Raw genomic sequence first — 16,461 nt, forward strand, 5'->3', positions numbered from 1 at the left:
CAGATTCGTAGGGTGAAATCATATTTGAAATAGGTATTATGTTAGAAAAAATCATTCAGTTTTCCATTCACAAAAGGGCTATGGTTCTCGTCATCACAGCGGCTCTTACCCTTGTGGGATTTTACAATGCACTCAATCTTTCGATTGATGCGATTCCCGATGTGACAAACGTCCAAGTATCGGCCGTTACTTCAGTCCCTGGTTTATCACCGCTAGAAGTGGAACAATTCATCACATATCCCATCGAACTTGAGTTCAACGGGATGCCGAAGGTCACCGAAATTCGTTCCATTTCGAGAACGGGTGTAAGTTCGGTAACAGTTATATTTGAAGATGGTACTGATATTTATTTTGCAAGGCAACTTGTAAATGAACGTTTGAAACAAGCAGAAAATTTCATTCCTAAATCCTACGGCAAACCTGAGTTATCTCCCATTGCCACAGGTCTGGGGGATATTTACGAATTTGCTTTGGTTTCTGAAAGCCATACTCCAGAGGAGCTCCGAACCGTTATGGAATGGGAAGTCGCAAGACAACTTCGTTCTGTAAAAGGGATCATCGACGTAAACGTAGTAGGGGGAGATGCCAAACAATTCCAAATCAAAATTGATCCCAAACGTCTGTTATCTCATAACCTAACGCTTTCTCATATCACGGAAGCCTTGGAAGGTGCTAACGTCAACCTTGGCGGTGGTTACATCCAAAAAGGGGAAGAGCAGTTTGTGATTCGGGGGGAAAGCCAATTCAAATCCATTGATGACATCGCAAGGCTCTCCGTAAGAACTTCTCGAGATGGAATTCCGCTTACACTTGGCCAAATTGCACGTGTGGAAACAGGTCCAGCCCTTCGTTTTGGTCTTAGCACCATGAATGGCAAACGGGAAGTGGTTGGTGGAACTGCAATGATGTTACTTGGTAGTAACTCCCTACAAGTTGTTGGTCGAGTCAAGGAAAAGATGAAAGAAATTGAATCAAGGCTCCCTCAAGGGATGAAGATTCAAGTGTATTACGATAGGTCTGAATTCATTGGTCGCACTTTATCTACTGTTTTTACAAATTTAGTGGAAGCAGCCATAATCGTTCTCGTTTGCCTCATCCTCACTCTGGGAACCGTCAAAGGTGCGTTTGCTGTTGCCCTTGCCATTCCTGTTTCCATGATGATTGCCACAATCCTGATGAATGCCTTTGGCATTGTCGGTAACCTCATGTCACTTGGAGCTCTTGACTTTGGTCTCCTTGTGGACGGTTCCATTGTGATGTTGGAATCAACCCTACATGGATTTTTAATCCGGAAGAGTTTCCTCCTTTCCAAAACTTCCGCGCAGGACATGGAAGATGGAATCGAAGATGTGATAATGGAATCCTGTATCAAAGTAGTGAGGGCTTCCGCATTCAGTGTGGGGATCATTTTACTCGTATATTTACCACTCATGACATTGGAAGGTGTAGAAGGTCGGATGTTTCGTCCAATGGCAATCACCGTAGCATTTGCGTTAGGTGCTGCACTCCTTTATTCCATCACAACTTTTCCTGCCCTCATGTCTTACATTTACAAAAAACCCATTTTACATGAGTCAGCGTTTTGGGATAAATTCCAAAACAAATATGCAGAAATCCTCACATACGGGATGAAATTCAAACGCCAATTTACGTATGCCGGGATTGGTGTTGTTGTTTTGTCTTTTATGTTGGCCTCAACTCTTGGGTCTGAGTTTTTACCAAGGATTGATGAAGGGGAAATTGCAATTGATATCAAACGTCTTCCTTCCACTGCCATCAACCATTCCCGTGACCTCAATTTAGAAATGGAGAAGGTCATCTTAAAATTCCCAGAAGCAGTGAGTGTGGTTTCCAGACAAGGTCGTGGTGAATCCGCCGCAGAACCAATTGGTTCGGAAGAAGGGGAAATGATGGTGAAGTTGAAACCCAAAAAAGAATGGGTAAGCGCCAAAGACAGAGAAGAACTGATGGAGAAAATGAAAAACTCGATCAATGAGAATGTTCCTTCGTCTTATATCAGTTTGTCGCAACCAATTGAAAACCGGGTGAATGCTTTATTGTCTGGTTCAAAAGCAGACATTGTGATCAAAATTTATGGTGATGATTTGAAAACCCTCAAGTCCATTGCTGATAATTATGCTTCCAAAATCAAAAAGATCCAAGGTGCCGCTGACTTAAGGGTTCAGAAACTCCTTGGTCTTCCTCTTTTAGAGATAAAGATGAACCGTGGTAATATGGCAAGGTATGGTGTCAGAGCAGAAGAAGTTCTCACCACGATTGAAACCCTTCGAGTTGGATTTAACGCCGGTAAGGTGTATGAAGGCTACAAACGATTTGATTTGATTGTGCGTTTGGATGCGGATGTAACTGATTTAGGTGTGATTTCCAACGTTCCCGTGATGACAGAATTAGGTGGAACGGTTCCTCTCGGACAAGTAACAGACATTGTGATGACGGAAGGTCCTGCCGCACTTTACCATGAAGGCCTCAAACGAAGGATCCTTGTGGAAGTGAATGTGCGCGGTCGAGATATGATTGGATTCGTGAATGATGTACGAGCTGCAACAGAATCCATCGAAACTGGTTTGCCCCAAGGGTATTATGTGGATTGGGGTGGGCAGTTTGAAAACTTCACTCGTGCTAAAAATCGATTGGCTATTGTGATTCCTATCGCTGGTGCCATCATATTTGGTATGTTATTCATTGCATTTGGCAGTGTGTATTATGCGTTAGGTGTTTTTATCTTGGTTCCTTTATCACTATCTGGTGGGATATTGTCCCTTGTGATGAGAGGGCTTCCGTTTTCCATCCCTGCAGGTGTTGGTTTTATTGCCGCAGCCGGTATATCGGTGTTAAACGGAGTTGTTTATGCGTCAGCATTGAAAGACCAACTAAAGGTCACTCGGGATCCTTCTGTTGCCGTTGTGGATGCGGCAGTGTATACACTGCGTGCTGTTGCCACAACAGAACTTGTGGCCATCATTGGATTTTTGCCAATGGCAATCGCATCAAGTGCTGGGGCCGAGGTGCAAAGGCCACTCGCCACAGTGGTTATGGGTGGGGTATTAGTTGCGACAATTCTGTCTCGATTTTTATTGCCGATTGCATTTGAGTTTTTAGTAAAACTCGCACAAAGACAAGAATTAAGACAAATGGAACGTGAAAGAAAGATGAACGATTATTTTGTCGAAGAAATGAAAAAATACAAAACATCTGATTTGGTTCACACGTCTTCCCATGGACATGGACATGATCAAGATGCATATACAAGTCATTCAGAAGAAGATGGGAAACCATCAAAAGAAAATCAAAAAACAAAAAGAAAGAGGAAATAAATGAAACCGAATTATTACGTTGCACACCCTTGGCATGGATTGGAACTCGGACCTAAGGCTCCCGATGAGTTGGATGTTTTTATTGAGCTCACTCCGCAAGACACAGTGAAGTATGAAATTGATAAAGCATCTGGTTTCATTCGAGTGGACAGACCACAAAAATATAGCAACCGTTCCCCAACTTTGTATGGATTTATTCCAAGAACTTTTTCCGGGGAAGCTTCTGGAAATCATTGTTCGGAAGTTGTTGGAAGGGCAGGTATCGTTGGCGATGGTGATCCGATTGACATTTGTGTGTTAAGTGTGAATCCAATCACTCATGGGAACATGATCCTTACCGTCATTCCGATTGGGGGACTACGTATGATTGATAAAGGAGAGGCTGATGACAAAATTGTCGCAGTACTCAAAGGAGATGAGGTGTTTGGGCAAATAAAAGAGATATCGGAAGTTCCAAAGGCCCTCATCAACAAACTCCACCATTATTTTCTCACATATAAATTAGATCCGAACTCTCCTTCCACAGGGACAGTCGAAATTACAGAAGTGTATGATCGAGCAGAAGCCATCAAAGTCATCCAATTCGGTATTGAGGACTATATCAAAAAGTTTGTAACTGTATGAAATATGTAATGAGAACTGTATTCATTTTAAGTTTGGGATTCCTAACCACAACTATACTCCCTAAGGAAAAAGCGGTTTATGAACTCCATTCTAAAGATGAATTGTTTTTTTTAGGTGAAGAATCGAGAGCCCAGGACTCCAAAGAAAAATGGAATTTGGAGGAATTGGAAGATTTTGCAGTTACCAGTAATCCTTTGTATTTGCGTGAAAAACAAAATATTGGGATGGCAAGAGGTGATATCATCACAGCTAGTTTGTATTACAATCCCATAGTCAATATGCAACAGCAGTTTATTGGGGCAAATGTCAAATCAGCAACTGGTTTACCAGAAACATCTTTTATCTACAACCAACCATTTGATATGAGTGGAGTCATTCCACAAAGGGAAAAGGTCGCCAAACAAGAATTTTTGGCAACGATTGCTAGTTTTCGTGATTTTGATCGGATGTTCCGTTTGCGCCTTCGCCAAAACTTTTGGACGTATTTGTATGTGACAGAACAAATCAATTACCAAAAAGAGTTTTTGGAAAATTACCAAGACCTTCTCGACTTAACCAAGTTACGTGCTGAAAAAGGGGACATATCTTTTTTGGAATATGATCGATTGGCATTAGAACGTGTTCAAATTGAGAGGGAATACCGTAACGCAAGAATCCTAAGAGCACAAGTAGTTAAAAACTTACGTGTGTTAATTGGTATTTCTGATATCAATTCTCCTTTAAGTATCAAAGGTAGATTGGAATTTATCTCCACAAAAGATTTTGGAATTGATTTGAATGACTTTGATATCGAAGAAAGGCCAGACCTTGTTGCCTTAAAAATTAGACAACAAAGGGAACGAATGAATATCGAACTCAAAAAACGAGAAATCATTCCACCACTTACTTTAGGTGTCGAGTTTTTGAACAAGGGGAATGAAAATGTAGCTGGAATTTATGCAGCAACACCCCTTCCTCTTTTCGATCGCAAACAAGGTGAAATTTTGAAATCTGAAGAATCTTATAAAAAATTAGGATTTGATGTAGATGCAAAACGAAACGAAATCCTATCCGAAATTTCTGCGGCTATCAAAGAGTTGCAGGCAAGAGAATCACAATTACTTGATTACCAAAAGATGGGATTACTTGAAAAAAACAAAGAAGTGCAAGAGAAGTCAAGGCTTGCTTACATTCGCGGAGCTTCCAATTTGGTTACCTTTTTAGAAGCAGAAAAGAACTATCTTAGTGTACTGAGGAGTTATTATGAAATCATTTATCTCTATTACAACGCTTTGGAAAGTTATAAAGCATCCATAGGAAAAATGGATTCTTCGGAGTATTAAACCTATATGCAAAAAGAATTAAATTTAAAAAAAATTAGAAATCTAGCGATCCTTGTCCTTATCGGGAGTTTACTGTATTTTGGTTATTCTAGGTTTTTTGGTGCTGGTAAAAAAACAGAGGCACTCACCGATGATAAATCAAAGTTCATCATCTCAAAAGAAATCCAAAAAAATCACCCTTTTTCGATCGTATACTTACAAGAAAAAGCACTCGAAGAAGAACTACAATTACCAGGAACCGTATCGTATGACATGAATAATGTGGCGAAAGTGGGTTCACGTGTGAATGGTAGGATTTTGCAAGTGTTTGTGAAAGAAGGGGAGTATGTAAAAAAAGGTACGGCTTTAGCTTCGATCCAATCTGTTGACCTAGGAACAACAGAAGCCAATTACCTAAAAGCTAGGGCAAGGCTTGAGGCATTGAAGGTACAAGCCGATCGTGCAAAAGATTTGTATGAAAGAAAAGTGACTTCCGCGAAGGAATATGAGATGTCACTAATGGATTACAAATCGGTCAAAGCTGAGATGGAAACTTCTAGAAATGCATTGGAAAACTTGGGTCTCAATGAAACGGAAATTGCAAATTTAGAAGCAGGAAAATACAATTCTAAAAACCTATACATCCGAACTCCTATATCAGGCACTGTAACAGAAAGAGAAGCCATCATTGGTCAAGCAGTGAATGCTCGTGATAATTTATTTACGGTCGCCGACTTATCTGTGTTATGGATCAATTTAGAAGTGTATGAAAAAGATTTAGCATCAATTCGTATGGGGAATGAAGCCCGAGTGATTCCTATAGGATCTAAAGAAGAATCAATTAAAGCAGTAGTTTCTCATGTAGGAGATGTGATCGATCCAATCAAAAAAACAGCTGAAATCCGTTTGGAAGTTCGTACGTCCAAAGGAAAGGTTCGCCCTGGACAAAGTGTCACCGCAACTGTCGTGGGAGCTATGGTTGCCTCTTCGGTAAACAAGGCAAAGGTGATCCCATCCAATTGTATTCATAAAATTGAAGGAGAAAATTTTATCTTTGTCCGCAATGGTGATGGATCCTTTTCCGCAAAAAAAATTGGGATCGGAAAGTTGTATGACAATTGGGTAGAGGTAACTAACGGAGTGGAATCCGGAGAAGCCATCGTAGAAGAAGGCAGTTTTGTTTTAAAAAGTGAATATTTAAAACTATAACAACTAGTTTTTTGTTGACATAACGCCTATTTCCTATTTATCTGTTTAGTATGAAAGATCTCACGGAAAAACAAGAATTTGTTTTGCAATACATCTCGGACACGGTCAGGGAAAAAGGATTCCCTCCCACGATCCGTGAGATTGGTGACCAATTTGGAATCACAGCCAAAGGGGCTTACGACCACCTCAAGGCGATTGAAAAAAAGGGTTACATCCGCACCTCAAAAAACCAGAGCCGTGCCATCGAACTCCTCAAGGGTAATGCTGACGAGGCACTGCTTGTGCGAGCGTCTGGAATTCCCCTCCTTGGGCAAGTGGCGGCAGGTTCCCCGATCCTTGCGGAAGAAAATATTGAAGAATACATTGCCGTTCCCGATGATTTGGCCACAAAACCTGGCACCTTTGCTTTAAAAGTCAAAGGGGATTCTATGGTGGAAGCCGGTATCAGTGATGGAGACATTGCCATCATCCAAAAAAAGGACACTGCGAGAAATGGAGAGATTGTTGTGGCAATGATTGAAAACGAAGCCACACTCAAAGTTTTTTATAAAGAACCAGACATGATCCGATTGGAACCCCGAAATTCCAAATTGAAACCAATCCGCACGAAGAAAGCAACGATTATCGGGAAACTCATCGGACTCTATCGCATTTACTGATTGACCAAGAGCAGGTTTTCTTTGAATCTAGAAGGGATGTCGAAACATCTCTTCTTTTCCCTTTTCCTTGGAATTTTCCTTTGTTTCACCAGCTGTGCTCCCAAAAAACAAGAAATCAATGCCTATGATTTAAAACGTGTTTTGGAACGATTTGCGCAAAATCGAATCCAAACGGGACTGATGGCTGATACAAAACGACCCACTCCTTCTGATATCCAATTATTTGAAGAAGCTTGCGATGTGTATCGTCTATCGATACCAGAAGCAAAAGCAATGTTAAAAAAAGACAACAAGGCGTTGTACGAGTCTATTTATGGAAATGAATAAAATCAAATTTTCGGAACGGTATCTTTGGTTAGGTGCCACCTTGTCTTTACTCAGTATTGTTTTTTTCTTAAGTATTGAAAAAGTGAAAGCCATTTCCACTGATGGTGAAAGATATTTACAGATGTTACATGAAGTGGTTTCTTATATAGAAAACGACTTTGTGGAACCTCAAGAAGAAAAAAAGATATATATAGGTGCTATACAGGGCGCTTTACAAAGTTTAGGTGATCCTTACTCTCGTTTTATCGATGTCGAAGAGGCCAAAGAACTTGAAAATGAAACCAAAGGAAGTTTTGGTGGAATTGGAGTAGAGCTCAATTACCAAGAAAATTCTTTTGTAATCATATCTCCCATTGAAGGAACACCGGCTTGGAAAGCTGGATTATTACCTCAGGATAAAATCATCGAAATCAATGGAAAAAAGGTAAAATCACTTTCACAAGCGGAAGCTTATTCCATGATGCGCGGTGATGTGGGTACATCTTTGTCCATGAAAATTGAACGTAAAGGCATCAAAGATCCTTTTAATGTCAATTTAGTTCGAGAGTTGATTAAAATCCGTTTTTTACGATCCTTTTACTTACCAGAAAAAGAAACCGGTTATATCAAATTGGTACAATTTATGGGTAAAGAGGAAACGGCAAAAGAACTTGCGCTTGCTGTGAAAAACCTACGTGAATCCGGGGCCAAAAAACTAATCATCGATTTACGAATGAACCCTGGTGGACTTTTGGATTTAGCGATTGAAATTGCTGACTTATTTTTAGCTCCAAATTTAGAAATTGTTTCTGTAAAGGGACGAGGTGGCGAACTCATTAAAAGTTTTAAATCACAAGTCCGCGAACAGAAGTATTTGGATATCCCAATTGCCATTTTAGTGAATGGTGGTTCGGCAAGTGCTTCCGAAATTTTAGCAGGTGCTTTGAAAGACAACAAACGAGCGTTAATTGTTGGGACACAAAGTTTTGGAAAGGGTAGTGTTCAGTCCATCATCCCACTTTCCTTTGGAGCAAAGGTAGCCATTACCATCCAAAAATACTACACACCATCTGGTGTTTCCATCCATGGGAAGGGAATCACACCAGACCATATCGTAAATCCTGTTTCGGCCAGCGAAGACGAAAAGTTTGCACTCGAAAAATTATTCAAAAAAAATCTAATCCGTCCTTTTATGGAATCACATGTGGAATACAACGAAACGGCAGTTTCTGATTTTAAAGAATTACTCAAAAAAGAAAATTTAAAGATTTCAGAATCCGTAATCAAAATCTTTTTGTTTAATGAAATGAGAATGGGTAGTTCGCAAACAAAGCCCAGGTTAGACTTAGACGTTCAATTATCAGAAGCAATTGACCTTCTCAAGTAAATGGTCTACGGATTAGGAATCGAATCCAGTTGTGACGAAACTTCCATTGCCATTGTCAAAGATGGCAAGGAGTTGGTTTCTTTAAAACTGTATAGCCAAATCGAAACACACTCTCCATACAGGGGAGTGGTTCCTGAAATTGCCTCCCGTGCCCATTTAGAAAAAATCAATTCACTACTTTCTCTCTGTATGGAAGAATCCAATCTTTCCTTCCAGGATTTGTCGTACATTGCTGTTACAGGTTACCCAGGTCTAGTGGGTTCTCTGATGATCGGAGCCCAACTCGCTAGGTGTATCTCGCTTGTACATTCCATACCCATTGTGCTTGTGAATCATTTGGAAGCACATCTGGCTGTCATTGGTTTGGAAGGGGAACTTCCCGCCTTTCCTTGGTTAGGTGTCCTGCTTTCCGGTGGAAATTCTTCTATTTATATTTACAAAGGATTTGGTGATTTGGAGTTACTCGCAGACACTCAGGATGACTCTCTTGGTGAGGCCTTTGATAAAGTGAGTGCGATTTTAAATCTTCCTTACCCAGGCGGACCAACCATAGAAAAAAAAGCGCTCCAGTACCAAAGGCCAAAGGGTGAAAAAAGTCCCTTTCCAAAACTTCTAAAAGAAGATGGTTTGGAATTAATCCGTTTCTCCTATAGTGGATTAAAAACAGCTGTTTTATATTATCTAAAGTCACTTGGTTCAGATTTGCCGGTTGATAAAGTTTCCTATTACTTTCAGAAAACAGCATTTGAACTTGTTTTGCGTAACATAAACAAGGCCATCCAAAAAACCCAAATCAAAACGGTTGTTGCTGCTGGGGGAGTCCTAGCAAATGAAACCCTCCGTTCTTTACTGGAAACGGAAAAAACGAATCGTTCTTTTCAACTCTATTACCCACAAAAAAAAATTTACTGCACGGATAACGGAGCGATGGTGGCATGTCTTGGATACCATCTTTGGAAAGAAAAAAAATTTGTGGGTCTCGATTTTAAAGTCAGCCCAAAAAGAAACTTTGAACAAATACTATGAAACTTAAATTAACTTGGATCCCCAATACCTTAACTCTTGGAAACCTTACCTTAGGGTTTGTTTCCATGTTACTTGTCTCTGAAACAAACCCTAACCAATCAAATTCCCATGAATTGTATACACTGGCAGGTGTTTTTATCATCTTAGCTGCGTTATTCGATGGATTTGATGGGATGGCGGCAAGAGCCCTCAATTGCACAAGTGAATTGGGTGCTGACTTAGACAGTCTCGCGGACCTTACCACTTTTGGAATTGCTCCAGGTTTTTTGGCGTATAAAATGTTCTTTTTTGATATCAAACTTGATATCTTTGATAAACCAGATTACTTTCCATTGGGAATGTTCATTGCAGCACTGTATCCGATTTGTGCGGCATACCGATTGGCAAGGTTCAATGTAGCCCATGATCCCAAATCGTTTAATGGACTTCCTTCACCAGTAGCCGGTGTTGTGATCGGAATTTTCCCACTTGTGTTTTCTGTTTCCCAAGTTCCTTTATGGACAGCGGTCACTTTTTTTGTGATCACAGCCCTTCTCATGGTATCCACTCTCAGGTATAGCAAACCACAGGTGGCGATGAGAGGACTATTCTCTTGGAAAAAACTGGGAATCAGTCTTGTGGGTCTTGGTCTTATCTTATTTGCCATTGGTTTTTACCGTTGGCCTTATGTGATGTACGGTGCGGTAGGGTTTTATGTATTTTCTGGTATCGTCTCCTTTCTCATCCAAACCATTCAGGATTACCGAGTGTAATCATTCGGTTTCAAAAATTTCTAATAGGTTTGCGACACTGAAAATGGTTCTGATTTCGTTAGAAAGATGGGCCATTTTTACTTTTTTCCCATTTTCTTTGGTCCAACTGTAAGTGTGGAGAAGGATTCCTATGCCAGATGAATCCAAATACGTTAAGTCTTTAAAATCTAAAACCAGTTCCTTCACTGAATCGGAATCGATGAGTTCTTTGATCTCCGTTTTTAATTTGGGAGTGTCCCGAAGAGACATGGATCCATTCAAATAGATAAAGGCTTTTTCCTTTTCTCGTTTGATTTCATACTGAAACATAACTATAGTTAAGACAACATCTGAAAGAGGAAATACAATCAAAAAACGTTTGATTTTTCCAAAAAGGACTCTAGAAAAAGAGCAATGAAAATTAAGTTTTGGGGTGTACGAGGTTCCATTGGTTCACCCATCCGGCCAGAAAACGTAAAACACAAAATTGAAAAAATCCTTTCTTTGGCTAGTCCTACTGATATCCAAAACGAACAAAGCATTCATAGTTTTTTAAATTCCCTCAGTTTTTCCTCTTCGTCAACTTACGGTGGTAATACGACCTGTGTTGAGATCCGAGACAAAGAAGGAAATTTAATCATCATCGATGGTGGGACTGGATTACGTGAACTTGGAAACCAAATGATGGCTTCTGAGTTTGGAAAAGGTGTTGGGCATGCCTATTGGATTTTGACCCATACACATTGGGACCACATCCAAGGGATTCCATTTTTTATTCCTTTATTTTTACCAGGAAACCATTTCGAATTTTTATCATCAATGGGAGATGCCGAGAAGAGATTGGAACATCAATTTGTATTCACTCATTTTCCTGTTTCTTTTGATCATTATGCGGCAAAAAAAACATTCCAATTCATCGAAGAAGGGGAAGTGGTATCTCTTGGTCCAAACATCCAAGCGTTTAGTAAAGCGGTGCGACACCCTGGAGGAAGTTTTTCTTACCGATTCACAGAAGACGGGAAATCCATTATCTTCGCTTCAGATGCTGAATTCAATTTAGAAGAGATGGAAAATATTGATACGTATATCGATTACTTTCGAGACGCCGACGTTTTGGTATTTGACACTCAATATACCTTTGAAGAGTCATTACAAAAAATTGACTGGGGCCATAGTTCGGCTTCCATTGCAACAGACATCGCCTTAAGAGCAAAAGTTAAAAAACTTGTGATGTTCCACCATGATCCGTCTTATGATGATGAAAAATTAGATTTGGTTTATTTACGTGCATTGAAGTATAAAGAGATGTTTGATCCCCATGGAAAATTGGAAATTATAATGGCATACGAAGGTTTGGAAATAGAGGTATAAAATGGCAAAAAAGAATTACATCATTGGAATCGATGCGGGAACTACAGGGATTCGTACATTTTGTTTTAATGACAAAGGAAAAGTCATTTCGTCAGCGTACCAAGAATTCAAACAATATTATCCCAAACCAGGTTGGGTGGAACATGACCCAGAAGAGATTTGGTTAAAAACACAAAAACTCATAGCCCTTGCCATCAAAAATGGAAAACTCAATCCCAAAGATGCGATTGCCATCGGGATCACAAACCAAAGGGAAACATCTGTAGTATGGGATAAAAAAACAGGGAAACCGGTTTACAATGCCATCGTTTGGCAATGCAGACGAACATCTGATATCTGTAAGGATTTAAAAAAACAAAGTTTAGATTCCAATTTTCGAAATAAAACGGGTCTTGTCTTAGATGCTTATTTTTCAGGCACCAAAATCCAATGGATTTTAGACAATGTGAAGGGAGCAAGGGAACGTGCTGAACGTGGTGACCTACTTTTTGGTACCATCGATACATGGCTTTTATACAAACTAACAGGCCATAAAGAACATAAAACTGATCATACCAATGCATCTCGTACCTTACTGTTTAATATCCAAACCAAAGAGTGGGATGAAGAACTTTGTAAAATTTTAAAAGTGCCCATGTCAATGTTGCCAAAGGCATATAACTCAAAAAATCTATTTGGGTTTACTTCTAATGTTAAATCAATCCCAGATGGAATCCCTATTTCTTCGTTAGTTGGTGACCAACAAGGGGCTCTCTTTGGTCAATTGTGCACAGAACCAGGAGAAGCAAAAAATACCTATGGAACCGGTTGTTTTTTACTTTTTAATGTGGGAGATGAATTCAGAATTTCTAACCAAGGACTCATCACCACACTGGCGCTCGGACCAGAAGGAAAAACTGTATATTGTTTAGAAGGTTCAGTGTTCATTGGAGGTGCCGTTGTCCAATTCCTCCGAGACAATTTAGAATTTTTTAAATATTCAAAAGACTCAGAAAAACTGGTGAAGTCTATTAAAACCAAGGATGATATTGTTTTTGTGCCCGCGTTTGCTGGTCTTGGAGCCCCTCATTGGGACCAAGAAGCACGTGGTGCTATCTTTGGACTCTCACGTGACACAACTCCTGCCCAAATCACAAGAGCTGCTTTAAAGGCAATTGCGTTACAATCCTATGAACTTGCCAATGCAATGGAAAAGGAAACGGGAAAACCACTGAAGTTTTTACGTGTGGATGGGGGAGCTACATCCAATGCTTGGCTTATGCAATTCCAAGCTGACATTTTAGGTACCAAGGTGATCCGACCACAAAACGTAGACACTACGGTTCTTGGTGCAGCATACCTTGCTGGACTTGAACGAGGGTTTTATAAATCAGTGGCACACCTTAGGAAAGAAGAAACAAAAACCACTCAATTCACTCCAAAAATGAAAGAAGGGGAACGTAAGGAAGAAATTGATAAGTGGAATTCGGCTATTTCGCGAGTGAAAACTGGAAATTAATCAATAATCAAACCATAACAAAGAAAATTCAAAACATTTTCTTTGTTTGGTGATCCCAGCTCCCACGAGGAATAAACCTGTTTCGTAATACGGTATCTCAAGGATCAGATTGTTTGGCAAACGATGGAATTCATGTGTTTCAATTTCTTTTCGAGTCAGAAAAAAATCGAAACGAATGGTATCCATCCATTCATTCAATTTAAAAAATAATTTTGTATTGGTTTTCCCATAAAAACTGATCGCCTCACCATTCACTGAAAAATCAAATCGTTTGGAATCCTCAAAAAGAATTGTTTCTTTAAACGTTTCCTCACCTTCTTCTCTGTAAGTAAAGATCGTACCTTCCTCATAATACAAATTCCTAGCAAATCGTTTGTAAAGTTCTGATTCGATGATCGAAACCAAATCTTCACCTTCTGGTGGTTTTGTGGCAGGTGCAGATTCAATTTGTTTCATTTTATTTTTCGATATAGAGTTTCGAATCACACTTAAAACTGGGGGAGAGAGTTTTGGTAATATATAACGAAAATACCTTTCATCATGATTTCGAAGTATTTCTTGTAAAAATAATCCATGGATGAGGGGGATGAGTTCCACCGTGAACATCTGTTTGCTTAGGAAAAATGCAAACTCAGTTTCATACCGAAAGAGATTGGTAATGATTTTCATCTCTTCTTCTTTTGTGCCTCCGTAGAGGATTGCCACCAAACGATTGAGATACAGTTTACTTTTTTTATCCATGTAAAGGGAATCAATTTCTCTTAACACCATTGATTCATCAAACTCAGGGTTTACAATGTCCCTAAGGGATAGGTATTTGGTTTGGTTGTATTGATCTCGTTTGCTCCGATATAAATCAATTCTCGATTGTTTTTCTCCACCAATTGTCCGTTTGGTGGGATAGAATCCAGGGATTGTTTTCTCGGAAAAATCAGATTTTTGGTCCGGGTTTTTGAAATAGGGAGGGGTGGTGATGGGTTTTGATGCAAAGTTTTGGCGGTTGTATTGCAATTTGTATAAAAAACGAGGGAATAAGATCGGGTCTGTGGAAACAGAGGGGAGTGTTGGTATTTTGTTTATGGGAACTGGGTAAAATGGATCGGGAGTGGCAACAAAACGTGCGACTGAATCCAAATCTGCTAAGTAAAAATGATAATTGTTTCCTTGGTAGTAAATCAAACGGGTGGAGATTTTTTTAATTTCTTTTGGATACGAATGCGAAAGTGTTCCCAGTTATAATCTTTTTTTAAAATTTCTAATTCCTGGTCCACTCCAAATCGCATAAAATCAAAGATCTCTTCGTGTTCCATCCCCACAACAATTGATAAGTCTTGGATGACTCGTTGCAGTCTTCTTGCATCCCTGTCGCTTAAGGAAAATGTTTCTAAGAGTTTTTGTTCAAATTCGGTGAGTTGGATCAAAATGTTCCTAAAACGCAGCCACTAGGATGGTTTCGATTTCATTTTTCGGAAGTTCTCTTGGAAGACAATCAAGAAATGAATACGTAGCCGCTAGTGTGGCAATCCCAGGTAAGTCGATTTTTTTCACCTCATACTCTGAGAGGCGCTGTGGAATCCTGAGTTCCAAATAGATTTTACGAATCCCTTCCACAGCTTTGATCGCCGCTTCAATCACGGAAATGTTGGTAACATCTTCATCAAGGGCACGGGCAATCATCACATATTTACCAGCTGAGGAAGTGAGGTTGTATTCCATCACGTGTGGGAGAAGGATCGACATACTTTGGAAGATATCTAAATTTGTGACAGTAGTCACAGCGAGAGAAAGTGCATAACAGAGTCCAAGGCTACTTGTGGATTGGGCAATTCCTGCGAGTAAACTTGCCGCATAAATGGAGTTTTTCGGTCCTAAGTTACGAGGTTCGCGAATGGCTGGAACAATATTTTTAGAGATAAGTTCAATGGAACGTAATGCTGTGGATGATGTGATTTCGTTTGCATACTTGGAGAGAATGCTATCTACTGCTGCGGATAATATGGAAATTCCCGTTTTTGCCGTTTCAGAGCTCGACATGCCAGCTCCAATTTTTGGGTCAGAGACAATCAGTTCAGGGAAAGCCCATTCATGAGCAAAATACTTTCTGTTTTTGTCTTTGTCATCTACGATGGAAAAAAATGGAGAACATTCATTTCCGAGTAGGGGTTTTGTAGGAACTACGACAAGAGGTAATCCTTTTTTTTTAGGTTGTTTTCTTCCGATAAGTAGTTCTTCGGCAAACAAATCATTGGTTGCAAGTAGAGACGCCGCTTTACCAGCGTTCATCGATTCAAAGGAACCATAAGCAACCACACAATCCGCATTAGAAATTCGTAAAAAATGAGCGCAAGTGTCTAAGTCTTTGAAGTGAACTCTGTCTACGATGTCATCGTAGATGATTACACCTTCTGCGTGTTTTTCTAAACTGGTTTTGATAATGGAAAGTTCTTCGGAGTTTTCTAATTCTTTTTGTGTGGTGATGAGTAAAACTCTGGATCCAATGTTTTTAACAAAAGATCCTAGTTTATAACCACAATCGATTTCAAAATGAATTTTTGGTGGAAATTGGAAATTGATCCATTCGGGGAGAACTGGCATATGATCCCCTAACTATGAATAAGCGAAGCGTGAGTAATCCTCGGAGAGGACAATAAAAAAGGATCCCTCACCACCTGTCCTTTTTACTGTTGTCCGAGGAAAGACGTTGCAATTTGGTCGGAAATTTTATCCAACATCTCTGGTGAAAGAGTGTCGTAGTCTCCGTTTTTCAATCTTTCTTTGATCGCTTTGATTTTTTCTGTGCGATCTTCTTCCGGAGGAGCTTGTACAATTTGTTTTGCAATTTGTTTTACTTCCGCCTGAAGTTTTGCTTCAGAAGCAATTTTTTTGGCAGCGTCCGAGATGGAGATTGTATCCACTGGAGCTTGTGATTCCGTTTCCTTTGGTCCTTGTGGTTTTTTCGGTTCATAACCGTAACCACCAACTCGACCTACTTTATCGATGTTCATATTCTAGTC

The 16,461-nt window shown here is 39.8% G+C and carries 16 protein-coding genes; 11 read left to right on the forward strand and 5 right to left on the reverse strand.

What is annotated here, in order from left to right; genetic code table 11:
• Positions 1 to 38: 38 nt before the first annotated feature.
• From LEP1GSC202_RS16180 to LEP1GSC202_RS16220, 9 genes are read left to right on the forward strand one after another with little or no spacing between them, the layout of a single operon-like run.
• Entirely contained in the window at positions 39 to 3,335 is a 3,297-nt protein-coding gene (locus LEP1GSC202_RS16180; RefSeq protein WP_015678775.1) for an efflux RND transporter permease subunit, read from the forward strand.
• Positions 3,336 to 3,959 carry an inorganic pyrophosphatase gene (locus tag LEP1GSC202_RS16185; protein WP_015678804.1) on the forward strand — a complete coding sequence of 208 codons (624 nt, stop codon included), beginning with the start codon at positions 3,336 to 3,338 and terminating at the stop codon, positions 3,957 to 3,959. It abuts the gene before it with no gap.
• On the forward strand, positions 3,956 to 5,281 hold the full coding sequence (locus tag LEP1GSC202_RS16190) for a TolC family protein (RefSeq protein ID WP_039929263.1): 1,326 nt from the start codon (positions 3,956 to 3,958) through the stop codon (positions 5,279 to 5,281). The genes LEP1GSC202_RS16185 and LEP1GSC202_RS16190 overlap by 4 nt, the downstream gene beginning before the upstream one ends.
• Before the next feature lie 6 nt (positions 5,282 to 5,287).
• Positions 5,288 to 6,469, forward strand: a complete 1,182-nt coding sequence (locus tag LEP1GSC202_RS16195) for an efflux RND transporter periplasmic adaptor subunit (RefSeq protein ID WP_015678905.1) — start codon at positions 5,288 to 5,290, stop codon at positions 6,467 to 6,469.
• Between the two features lie 50 nt (positions 6,470 to 6,519).
• On the forward strand, positions 6,520 to 7,128 hold the full coding sequence (lexA, locus tag LEP1GSC202_RS16200) for a transcriptional repressor LexA (protein WP_015678847.1): 609 nt from the start codon (positions 6,520 to 6,522) through the stop codon (positions 7,126 to 7,128).
• Between the two features lie 21 nt (positions 7,129 to 7,149).
• On the forward strand, positions 7,150 to 7,455 hold the full coding sequence (locus LEP1GSC202_RS16205) for an LA_1448 family UV-C exposure upregulated protein (protein WP_244147756.1): 306 nt from the start codon (positions 7,150 to 7,152) through the stop codon (positions 7,453 to 7,455).
• A gap of 1 nt (position 7,456) precedes the next feature.
• Positions 7,457 to 8,821: a S41 family peptidase gene (locus LEP1GSC202_RS16210; RefSeq protein WP_039929289.1), complete on the forward strand. Its 1,365-nt coding sequence runs from the start codon at positions 7,457 to 7,459 to the stop codon at positions 8,819 to 8,821.
• Entirely contained in the window at positions 8,822 to 9,847 is a 1,026-nt protein-coding gene (gene tsaD, locus LEP1GSC202_RS16215; protein ID WP_015678785.1) for a tRNA (adenosine(37)-N6)-threonylcarbamoyltransferase complex transferase subunit TsaD, read from the forward strand.
• Complete coding sequence (locus LEP1GSC202_RS16220; protein WP_015678810.1) at positions 9,844 to 10,599, forward strand: CDP-alcohol phosphatidyltransferase family protein; 756 nt, start codon at positions 9,844 to 9,846, stop codon at positions 10,597 to 10,599. Before tsaD ends, LEP1GSC202_RS16220 begins: the two co-directional genes overlap by 4 nt.
• Here LEP1GSC202_RS16220 and LEP1GSC202_RS16225 read toward each other — a convergent pair whose 3' ends face one another.
• The gene (locus LEP1GSC202_RS16225; RefSeq protein WP_015678902.1) at positions 10,600 to 10,908 is read right to left on the reverse strand and encodes an STAS domain-containing protein; all 309 of its coding nucleotides are present in this window, start codon (positions 10,906 to 10,908) and stop codon (positions 10,600 to 10,602) included.
• A gap of 84 nt (positions 10,909 to 10,992) precedes the next feature.
• Between LEP1GSC202_RS16225 and LEP1GSC202_RS16230 the strand changes: the two genes are divergently transcribed.
• Together LEP1GSC202_RS16230 and glpK are read left to right on the forward strand one after the other, a co-directional pair.
• Positions 10,993 to 11,949 (forward strand): MBL fold metallo-hydrolase, encoded by a 957-nt coding sequence (locus LEP1GSC202_RS16230; RefSeq protein WP_015678754.1) that lies wholly within the window; start codon positions 10,993 to 10,995, stop codon positions 11,947 to 11,949.
• A gap of 1 nt (position 11,950) precedes the next feature.
• Entirely contained in the window at positions 11,951 to 13,447 is a 1,497-nt protein-coding gene (glpK, locus tag LEP1GSC202_RS16235; protein WP_015678875.1) for a glycerol kinase GlpK, read from the forward strand.
• On the opposite strand, the gene LEP1GSC202_RS16240 is transcribed toward glpK, so the two are convergent.
• The 4 genes from LEP1GSC202_RS16240 to LEP1GSC202_RS16255 form a co-directional block, all read right to left on the reverse strand.
• Positions 13,448 to 14,626, reverse strand: a complete 1,179-nt coding sequence (locus LEP1GSC202_RS16240; protein ID WP_015678779.1) for a hypothetical protein — start codon at positions 14,624 to 14,626, stop codon at positions 13,448 to 13,450.
• Complete coding sequence (locus LEP1GSC202_RS16245; protein WP_015678800.1) at positions 14,623 to 14,868, reverse strand: hypothetical protein; 246 nt, start codon at positions 14,866 to 14,868, stop codon at positions 14,623 to 14,625. Before LEP1GSC202_RS16245 ends, LEP1GSC202_RS16240 begins: the two co-directional genes overlap by 4 nt.
• Before the next feature lie 7 nt (positions 14,869 to 14,875).
• On the reverse strand, positions 14,876 to 16,042 hold the full coding sequence (locus LEP1GSC202_RS16250; protein WP_015678906.1) for an iron-containing alcohol dehydrogenase: 1,167 nt from the start codon (positions 16,040 to 16,042) through the stop codon (positions 14,876 to 14,878).
• Positions 16,043 to 16,125: 83 nt separating this feature from the next.
• Positions 16,126 to 16,452, reverse strand: coding sequence for a flagellar biosynthesis anti-sigma factor FlgM (locus LEP1GSC202_RS16255; RefSeq protein ID WP_015678753.1), 327 nt, complete (start codon positions 16,450 to 16,452; stop codon positions 16,126 to 16,128).
• Between the last annotated feature and the right edge of the window lie 9 nt (positions 16,453 to 16,461).

Source organism: Leptospira yanagawae serovar Saopaulo str. Sao Paulo = ATCC 700523 (assembly GCF_000332475.2).
Lineage (GTDB): Bacteria > Spirochaetota > Leptospiria > Leptospirales > Leptospiraceae > Leptospira_A > Leptospira_A yanagawae.

Coding starts and splice junctions, on each gene's coding strand:
- LEP1GSC202_RS16180 (WP_015678775.1), top strand. CDS start 39: ATGTTAGAAAAAATCATTCAGTTTTCCATTCACAAAAGGGCTATGGTT.
- LEP1GSC202_RS16185 (WP_015678804.1), top strand. CDS start 3,336: ATGAAACCGAATTATTACGTTGCACACCCTTGGCATGGATTGGAACTC.
- LEP1GSC202_RS16190 (WP_039929263.1), top strand. CDS start 3,956: ATGAAATATGTAATGAGAACTGTATTCATTTTAAGTTTGGGATTCCTA.
- LEP1GSC202_RS16195 (WP_015678905.1), top strand. CDS start 5,288: ATGCAAAAAGAATTAAATTTAAAAAAAATTAGAAATCTAGCGATCCTT.
- lexA (WP_015678847.1), top strand. CDS start 6,520: ATGAAAGATCTCACGGAAAAACAAGAATTTGTTTTGCAATACATCTCG.
- tsaD (WP_015678785.1), top strand. CDS start 8,822: ATGGTCTACGGATTAGGAATCGAATCCAGTTGTGACGAAACTTCCATT.
- LEP1GSC202_RS16220 (WP_015678810.1), top strand. CDS start 9,844: ATGAAACTTAAATTAACTTGGATCCCCAATACCTTAACTCTTGGAAAC.
- LEP1GSC202_RS16225 (WP_015678902.1), bottom strand. CDS start 10,908: ATGTTTCAGTATGAAATCAAACGAGAAAAGGAAAAAGCCTTTATCTAT.
- LEP1GSC202_RS16230 (WP_015678754.1), top strand. CDS start 10,993: ATGAAAATTAAGTTTTGGGGTGTACGAGGTTCCATTGGTTCACCCATC.
- glpK (WP_015678875.1), top strand. CDS start 11,951: ATGGCAAAAAAGAATTACATCATTGGAATCGATGCGGGAACTACAGGG.
- LEP1GSC202_RS16250 (WP_015678906.1), bottom strand. CDS start 16,042: ATGCCAGTTCTCCCCGAATGGATCAATTTCCAATTTCCACCAAAAATT.
- LEP1GSC202_RS16255 (WP_015678753.1), bottom strand. CDS start 16,452: ATGAACATCGATAAAGTAGGTCGAGTTGGTGGTTACGGTTATGAACCG.